The sequence below is a fragment of the Arenimonas sp. GDDSR-1 genome (assembly GCF_025980345.1).
Classification (GTDB): domain Bacteria; phylum Pseudomonadota; class Gammaproteobacteria; order Xanthomonadales; family Xanthomonadaceae; genus Arenimonas.
In genome coordinates this window covers 34,182-42,034 of sequence record NZ_JAPDUI010000016.1, presented here as the reverse complement: position 1 = coordinate 42,034, position 7,853 = coordinate 34,182, and the positions used below count along the sequence as shown (strand labels likewise).

At 61.2% G+C, this 7,853-nt stretch carries 7 protein-coding genes and 1 pseudogene; 6 read left to right on the top strand and 2 right to left on the bottom strand.

Going from position 1 to position 7,853, the window contains the following annotated elements; translation table 11 throughout:
• Positions 1 to 363, top strand: a pseudogene (locus Q0W88_RS04325) (MBL fold metallo-hydrolase); the annotation flags it as partial.
• Positions 245 to 700 (top strand): MAPEG family protein, encoded by a 456-nt coding sequence (locus Q0W88_RS04320; RefSeq protein WP_343212530.1) that lies wholly within the window; start codon positions 245 to 247, stop codon positions 698 to 700. The pseudogene Q0W88_RS04325 and the gene Q0W88_RS04320, both read left to right, overlap by 119 nt.
• A 3-nt stretch (positions 701 to 703) precedes the next feature.
• On the opposite strand, the gene Q0W88_RS04315 is transcribed toward Q0W88_RS04320, so the two are convergent.
• Positions 704 to 1,489, bottom strand: a complete 786-nt coding sequence (locus tag Q0W88_RS04315) for a hypothetical protein (protein ID WP_297800419.1) — start codon at positions 1,487 to 1,489, stop codon at positions 704 to 706.
• Positions 1,490 to 1,722: 233 nt separating this feature from the next.
• Positions 1,723 to 3,222, bottom strand: a complete 1,500-nt coding sequence (locus tag Q0W88_RS04310; RefSeq protein ID WP_297800416.1) for an aminotransferase class III-fold pyridoxal phosphate-dependent enzyme — start codon at positions 3,220 to 3,222, stop codon at positions 1,723 to 1,725.
• A 126-nt stretch (positions 3,223 to 3,348) separates the two neighbouring features.
• Between Q0W88_RS04310 and queA the strand changes: the two genes are divergently transcribed.
• The 4 genes from queA to secD all read left to right on the top strand — a co-directional run bounded on the left by queA (position 3,349) and on the right by secD (position 7,812).
• On the top strand, positions 3,349 to 4,383 hold the full coding sequence (gene queA / locus Q0W88_RS04305) for a tRNA preQ1(34) S-adenosylmethionine ribosyltransferase-isomerase QueA (protein WP_297800414.1): 1,035 nt from the start codon (positions 3,349 to 3,351) through the stop codon (positions 4,381 to 4,383).
• Positions 4,380 to 5,492, top strand: coding sequence for a tRNA guanosine(34) transglycosylase Tgt (gene tgt / locus Q0W88_RS04300; RefSeq protein WP_297800412.1), 1,113 nt, complete (start codon positions 4,380 to 4,382; stop codon positions 5,490 to 5,492). Before queA ends, tgt begins: the two co-directional genes overlap by 4 nt.
• 70 nt (positions 5,493 to 5,562) lie before the next feature.
• Complete coding sequence (gene yajC, locus Q0W88_RS04295; RefSeq protein ID WP_297800410.1) at positions 5,563 to 5,901, top strand: preprotein translocase subunit YajC; 339 nt, start codon at positions 5,563 to 5,565, stop codon at positions 5,899 to 5,901.
• Between the two features lie 36 nt (positions 5,902 to 5,937).
• Positions 5,938 to 7,812, top strand: a complete 1,875-nt coding sequence (secD, locus tag Q0W88_RS04290; protein WP_297800408.1) for a protein translocase subunit SecD — start codon at positions 5,938 to 5,940, stop codon at positions 7,810 to 7,812.
• The last annotated feature ends 41 nt before the right edge of the window (positions 7,813 to 7,853 follow it).

Sequence of the window (7,853 nt, the reverse complement as noted above, 5' to 3'; positions counted from 1 at the left end):
GAACTGGTGTCCGGGGATACCACGCCGACATTGGGCGATGCCGTGCACTTTCATCATTCCGATGGCCACACGCCCGGTCTTCTGTTGGCCGAAATCCGCGGCAGTTCGGAGAGCGTGGTGTTCTGCGCGGACTTGATTCCCGGCAGAGCCTGGGTCCATTTGCCGATCACCATGGGCTACGACCGCAATGCTGAACTGGTCATCGATGAAAAGGCGCCTTTTCTGGCCGATATGCATGCCCGCAATGTGCAGCTGTTCTTCACCCATGATGCCGAGTTTGCCGTGGCGCGCCTGGTGCGCGATGATAAAGGCCGTTACACCACCACCGATGCCCAAGCCGTCTGGTTGGCCCATCCCCTTTAAGGAGCAATGCCATGATTTCAATGATGTATGCCGGGTTCTGCACGCTGCTGGTCATCCTGCTTGCCGTGCGCGTCATGCCAATGCCACCGAATACATGCCGCTGGCCTTGATTCTCTTGGGCTCGCTGGAACTGACCGGATTTCCGCCTTATCTGATCCATGTGCTCGGCGGCACGTTCCTGTTCTCGCGCATCATCCATGCCTGGGGCGTGAGCCACAATGCCGGCTATTCCAAAGGCCGGTTCTGGGGCATGGTGCTGACCTGGCTGCCGATGATCGTGATGGCGGCGTTCGCCATCGTCGGTTCCATCAGCGCGCAGATTCCCCGCTTCCAATAAGGGTCAGGGCGCCTGCGCCCGGCGGCGTGCGGACTGCTTGATCTGGCGGTACAGATCGCGAAGTACCATCAGGGAAAACAGCACCAGCAGAGCCGTGAAGACCCGCTGCGGTGCAATCGGTATGCCGAGCTTGTCCAGAAGCGGAGTCAATAGCGCCACGCCCATGCTCTCGACCTGGGCAAAGCCCGGCGCAACATACTTCTGGGTGATTTCGCCGGTGACCGCCGAGGCCTGATGGGCGTCTTTCGGACCCAACAGAATCCAGATGCCGGCCAGGACCAAGGCGATGGCGAATGCGGTGGCGAACATGGTCATCAGGCTTTTGCGTTTCCGCGGCGGCGCGCTTGGCGCCGGTTCAGGCGCCGGCTGCGCGGCCGGGATGGATGCTGCCGCAGCCGGCGCGGCGACTGCCGGTGCTTCGGGGCCGCCGGCCTTGAGCTGTGCCAGTGCCGCAATCAGTTCCTGATTGTCTTTCTGCCGCTGCGCACGCTCGGCTTCCATCATCTTGGTCAGCGAAGCGCTTTCTTCCCGGCTTTGCCGGCGGTCGTGCAGATGTTTCTCGGGATCATTGGGATCCACGCTTTCGAACATCCACAGGCAGACGAGTGAAACCGGGAAACCGAGCAGAATCGAAACAACGAGATAACGCACCGCCCACGGCGGCACATTGAAATAGGGGAACACGCTGGTCGCGACCTGCACCATGACCCATCCGGCCACGATGTACATCACACCGCCGCGGTAAATCTGCCGGCGTTTCATCTCGCTGAAAAAAGTGGGTTTTCCCATCGTTCGCTCCCCTTTGCTGACAATTGCATGAATTCTGCATACACGCCTTCCCCTGCGTGTTGAAGCGAGTCTACTGCTGCGGTGCGGGCCTTGTAAATGGTTCAGCTTCGTTGTTATTGGTTAATGCTGCATTCAGTTTCAAAAGCAAGCACGTTCAAGCGGAAATCAGGGGTTCCGGCAACGAAAAAAACCGCCTTGCGGCGGTTTTTTCGGAATGTCGCAATGGCGTTGAATCAGGCCGCGGCGGCTTCTTTCCGGCGCGGACCATTGAGCAGTGCGAAGCGGATATGTTCGATGACCAGATCCAGTTCGGCGCTGGTGATCGCGAAGTGCGGGGTGAAACGCAGCGAGTTGGTGCCGCCATGAATCACGCCGATCCCGCGTTCGCGCATGAACTCTTCGGTGGAGCCGGCACCGTAGCATTTGAAGGCGGCATCGAGTTCGCAGCTGAACAGCAGACCGGTGCCCTGGACTTTGGTGATCAAACCGCCGAGTTCGTTTTTCAGGATATTGAGTTTTTCGAGGGCTTCCTTGCCTTTGTCGCGGACATTGGCGCGGATTTCCGGGGTCAGCGAACGCAGCACGGTGGTGGCGATATCCATGGCACGCGGATTGGTGGTCATGGTGTTGCCGTAGGTGCCTTTGGCATAGATCTTGGCGGCGCGCTCATTCACCGCCAGCACCGAGAGCGGGTACTGGCCGCCGTTGAGTGCTTTCGAATAGGTTTCCATGTCCGGCGCTTCCAGGTGTTCAAAGCCCGGATAGTCGACGATGGACAGCACGCCATGCGCACGCAGACCGGCCTGGATGGAGTCGACCAGCAGGAAGGTGCCGTGTGCGGCGGTCAGTTCGCGGGCAACGGCGTAGAACTCCGGCGGTACTGCGCGGCCGGGATCGCCTTCGCCCATGACCGGTTCGAGGAACATGGCTTCGATGTACCAGCCATTGGCATCGGCATCGGCAAAGGCCTGCTTGAGGCCTTCGATGGAGTAGGGCTCGATGGTGATCAGCTGATCGTTGTGATGGCGGTAGCTGGCCAGATGCTGCAGGTAGGTTTTGCGCGAGGAATCCGAATACAGGGCCGGCAGTTCGGTGCGGCCATGGAAGGCGCCCTGCACGGCGATGCGCTTGACCCGTTTGCCGGCGTGGCGGCCGTTCGGATCGGTCATCAGTTTGGTGTTGGTGTCGGCGATGCGGCCGGCCAGGGACACCGACTCCGAGCCGGAGTTCAGGGTCAGGAATTTGGCATACGGGCAGCCGCCGCGGCGGTGGCCGATTTCGGCACGCAGTGCCTGCACCACGCGCAGCTGCGACAGGCTCGGCGACATGATGTTGGCCATGACCTGCGGCTTGGCCATGGCATCGATGACCGGTTGCGGGGTGTGACCGAAACCCAGCATGCCGTAACCGCCGGAATCGTGCAGCACCCGGCCTTTCAGGGTGATGACCCAGGGGCCGCAGGCGGCGATCGCCACATAGGGGTTGATGGCATCGTCCGGGTAGAAGTTCACGAAGCCGGCCTGGGTGGCATCGATCTGGACCTGCTCGTCGGCATCCATCAGTTCCGGAAATTCCGCGGCCAATGCCGGGTATGCGGCGGCGGCGCGTTCGGCGGCGGTCAACAGATCCGGGTACTGAGCCGACAGGCGAAGCAGGGTAGCGTCATCGAGGCCTTGGGTGCGAACGGCACCGGTACGGCTGCGCAGGGGGGTAAGGGTGTCCAGAATGCTCATCGGGTACTCCGGCTGACAGACAGCCATTGGCAAAACGCGATTTTATCATGCGGGTTTTCGCCCCGTAACCCCCTGTAGGGGAAAATCAATGGCTTAGGCTACAATAAGCGCCTGATTTGGAGCCTTATGAAGAAATCCGATTTCCACTTCGATCTGCCTTCCGAGCTGATCGCCCAAGCGCCTTTACCCGACCGCAGCGATTCCCGCCTGTTGCTGGTGCCGCCGGAGCATGCCCCGTTCCAGGATCGGCAGTTCCGTGACCTGCCGGAACTGCTGCACGCCGGTGATCTGCTGATCTTCAACGACACCCGCGTCATTCCGGCGCGGCTTTACGGCCAGAAACAAACCGGCGGTCAGGTGGAAATCCTGATCGAACGTCTGTTGCCCGATCAATGCGTGCGTGCCCAAGTCGGCGCTTCCAAGTCGCCGAAAACAGGCAGCACCATCAGCCTGAGCGATGGCACGGTGTTGACCGTGCTCGGCCGCGAAGATGAATTTTACCGATTGCGTTTTGAAACCGAGACTCCGCTGGAAACCGTGCTCAATCGCATCGGTCGCATGCCCTTGCCGCCCTACATCCGCCGTGATGCCGATGCCGAGGACGATACACGTTACCAGACCGTTTTCGCCCGCCATGCCGGGGCGGTCGCGGCGCCGACCGCCGGTTTGCATTTCGACGAGGCGCTGTTGGCCCGGCTGCAGGATAAAGGGGTGCAGTTCGGACATGTCACCCTGCACGTGGGCGCGGGCACCTTCCAGCCGATGCGGGCCGAACATCTGAAAGACCATGTCATGCACAGTGAGTGGTTGAATGTGGGCGCCGAGTTGTGTGCCCAGATTGCGGCGACCAAAGCCCGTGGCGGACGCGTCATCGCGGTCGGAACCACGGTGCTGCGTGCACTGGAAACGGCGATCGTCGATGGCACGGTCAAGCCGTTCGCCGGCGATACCCAGATTTTCATCTTCCCGGGCTACCGGATACGCAGCATCGATGCGCTGATCACCAATTTCCATCTTCCGGAAAGCACCCTGCTGATGCTGGTGTCGGCGTTCGCCGGCAAGGACCGGATTTTTGACGCCTACCGGCATGCGGTTGCGCAAAAGTACCGGTTCTTTTCCTACGGCGATGCCATGTTGCTGTTTCCCGGAGCCGCGCCATGAGCCGTATGAGTTTCCGCAAAACCGGACAGGACGGCATGGCCCGTCGCGGCGAACTGACATTTCCGCGCGGGACCATCCAGACCCCGGCGTTCATGCCGGTCGGCACCTACGGCTCGGTCAAGGCCATGAAGCCCGAGGATATCCTCGCCACCGGCGCCGAAATCATCCTCGGCAATACCTTCCATCTGTATCTGCGTCCCGGTCTTGAAGTGATCGAAGCGCATGAGGGACTGCACCGGTTTACCCAATGGCAGAAACCGATCCTGACCGACTCCGGCGGTTTCCAGGTCTGGTCCTTGGCCAAACGGCGCAAGATCACCGAGCAGGGCGTGACCTTCGCATCGCCGGTGGACGGCGCCAGGGTCTTCATCGGACCGGAAGAAAGCATGCAGATCCAGCGCGTGCTCGGTTCCGACATCGTGATGATCTTCGACGAATGCACGCCGTATCCGGCCACGGAAATCGTGGCGCGCAAGTCCATGGAGCTGTCGCTGCGCTGGGCCGAGCGCTCGAAAAAGGCGCACGAAGGCAATGATGCGGCCCTGTTCGGCATCGTACAGGGCGGAGTGTATCCGCATCTGCGTACGGCTTCGGCCGACGGTTTGAAAGCCATCGGATTCGACGGCTACGCGGTCGGCGGTCTGGCCGTGGGCGAGCCGGCGCATGAGCGGGAACAGACCCTGGAAGCCATCTGTCCGCAGCTGCCCGAGGACAAGCCGCGCTATCTGATGGGCGTCGGCAAACCGGAAGACATCGTGGAGGCGGTGGCCCGCGGCATCGATATGTTCGATTGCGTGATGCCGACCCGCAATGCCCGCAACGGCCATTACTTCACCCACCAGGGCCAGGTCCGCATCCGCAATGCCCGCTACGAAAAAGACCTGTCACCGATCGAGCCCGGCTGCGGCTGCTACACCTGCACGCACGGATTCACCCGGGCCTACCTGCGCCATCTGGACCGCTGCAATGAAATCCTGGCCTCGATGCTGGCCACCATCCACAACCTGTATTACTACCAGCAATTGATGCGGGAAATCCGGCAAGCCATTGAAAATAATGCCTACGCGGCGTTCCGCGAGGACTTCTACCGGCAACGCACAACGCCTTGAAAAGCCCGCTGGCCGTACCCAGTTATGTCATAATTGCCCATTGTTTCGCATTCAATCAAGGATTTACCGTATGTCCCTGCTCGATTTGATCATTTCGCCGGCCGCCGCCCAGGCCGCCCCCGCCCAACAGGGCAGCCCGATGTCGCTGCTGGTGATGATGGTGCTGTTCTTCGCCGTGTTCTATTTCATGGCCATCCGCCCGCAGATGAAGCGCGCCAAGGAACACCGCGCCTTGCTGGCCGGTCTGTCGAAAGGCGATGAAGTGGTTGCCGCCGGCGGCATTGCCGGGCGGGTCGAAGACCTCGGCGAACACTTCGTCGGCATCGAAATCGCCAACGGCGTCGTTATCAAAGTGCAGAAGAACGCCATCACCGCGGTGTTGCCCAAGGGCAGCCTGAAGTCCGCTTAATTCCTCGTTGAAGGCCGTTCGGCCTCGGGTTCCGTCATGCTTGAATTTCCGAAATGGAAGTACGCTCTCATCGCAGCGGTATTGATTGCGAGCGTCATCTACTCCCTCCCCAACATCTACCCGCAGCAGCCCGCGGTGCAGATCAGCGTCAGCCGCGGTCAGCTCGAAACCGGTCTTCCCGGCCGGATCGAAGCCCTGCTCAAGCGCAACGGCATCCGCCCGGTCGGGGTCGCCGTCGAAAACGGCGACGTCATGGTCCGTCTGGCCAATCCCGAAGACCAGATCAAGGCCGCCGATATCATCCGGCCGGAACTCGGGGCGCGTTACACGGCGGCATTGAACCTGGCTTCCACGGTTCCGGCCTGGCTGAGTGCCGTGGGTGCCAAGCCGATGACCCTCGGTCTCGATCTGCAGGGCGGCGTGCACTTCCTGATGCAGGTCGATCAGCAGGCCGCACTCGACAAACGCACCAATGCCTACGCCGAGGAAATCCGGGCGGCACTGCGCGAAGACAAGATCTCCGGCTATGACGTGAGTTCTACGCCCCAAGGCATACGGGTCACGTTCGCCTCCGAAGCCGACCGCAACAAAGCCCGATCCCTGTTGGGGAAGAACTTCCTGACCCTTGCCGCAGTGGATTTGCCCGCAGCGCAGGGCTTTGGCATGAATGTCAGCATGATTCCGTCGGAAGCCAAGTCGATTGCCGACGGTGCCGTTGACCAGAACATCAATACGCTGCGCAACCGCATCGATTCCCTGGGGGTTTCCGAGCCGGTCATCCAGCGCCAAGGCAGCAACCGCATCATCGTGCAGTTGCCCGGCGTGCAGGATACCGCGGAAGCCAAGGACATCATCGGCGCAACCGCGACTCTGGAATACCGCGCCATGATTGGCGACATGGCCGCCGCCGCCGAGGCGCAGCGCTCCGGCATCGTGCCGGCCGAAGCGCGCCTGTACTACATGCGTGAGACCAATCCCGACGGCAGCCGCATCCCGATCCTGCTGTCGCGCCGCGTCATCGTTTCCGGTGACCAGCTGGTCGATGCCACGCCGGGCACCAATCCCGAAAACGGCCAGCCGATGGTGAGCATCAAGCTCAATACAGCCGGCGGCAAACGCATGTTCAACCATACCTTGGATAACGTTGGCAAGAGCATGGCCGTGGTCTACGTCGAACGCATCCCGGAGACCCGCAAGGTCGACGGCGTCGAAGTGCGCAGCATCAAGATCATTGAAGACGTGATCAACTATGCCACAATCCAGGGCGTGTTCGGCAAGGATTTCCAGACCACCGGTCTGGATCCGCAGGAAGCCGACCGCCTTTCCAAGCAATTGAAGTCGGGCGCGCTGGCGGCACCGATGGATTTCGCCCAGGAGCGAGTCATCGGCCCGACCCTCGGTGCCGAGAACGTGGAGCGCGGTGTAAAAGCCGTACTGTTCTCGTTCGTGTTCGTGCTCATCTTCTTCGTCATCTACTACAAGATGTTCGGTCTGATCACCAACCTGGCACTGGTGCTGAACCTGCTGCTGGTGGTCGCGGTGATGTCGATGTTCGGCGCCACCCTGACCTTGCCCGGTTTTGCCGGTATCGCATTGACCGTCGGTATGTCCGTTGACGCCAACGTGCTGATCAATGAACGCATCCGGGAAGAGCTGCGCATCGGCAATACGCCACTGGCGAGCATCGCGGCGGGTTATGACAAGGCCAGCGGCACCATCGCCGATGCCAACTTGACCGCGCTTCTCGGCGGCATCGCGATGGCGGCCTTCGGCGCCGGCCCGATCCGCGGCTTCGGCATCACCCTCATCATCGGCATCGTCACCTCGATGTTCACGGCCGTGACCGTGTCGCGGGCCATCGCCACCCTGATCTACGGCCGCCGGCGCAAGCTGAAGACGGTTTCGGTCTGATCGCAGGAGCATTACAGTGGAACTCTTCCCCCCGAACAGCA

What these genes read in the sequence shown, in the direction of transcription:
- Q0W88_RS04320 (WP_343212530.1), top strand. Translation starts at nt 245, where the DNA reads ATGTGCAGCTGTTCTTCACCCATGATGCCGAGTTTGCCGTGGCGCGCC.
- Q0W88_RS04315 (WP_297800419.1), bottom strand. Translation starts at nt 1,489, where the DNA reads ATGGGAAAACCCACTTTTTTCAGCGAGATGAAACGCCGGCAGATTTAC.
- Q0W88_RS04310 (WP_297800416.1), bottom strand. Translation starts at nt 3,222, where the DNA reads ATGAGCATTCTGGACACCCTTACCCCCCTGCGCAGCCGTACCGGTGCC.
- queA (WP_297800414.1), top strand. Translation starts at nt 3,349, where the DNA reads ATGAAGAAATCCGATTTCCACTTCGATCTGCCTTCCGAGCTGATCGCC.
- tgt (WP_297800412.1), top strand. Translation starts at nt 4,380, where the DNA reads ATGAGCCGTATGAGTTTCCGCAAAACCGGACAGGACGGCATGGCCCGT.
- yajC (WP_297800410.1), top strand. Translation starts at nt 5,563, where the DNA reads ATGTCCCTGCTCGATTTGATCATTTCGCCGGCCGCCGCCCAGGCCGCC.
- secD (WP_297800408.1), top strand. Translation starts at nt 5,938, where the DNA reads ATGCTTGAATTTCCGAAATGGAAGTACGCTCTCATCGCAGCGGTATTG.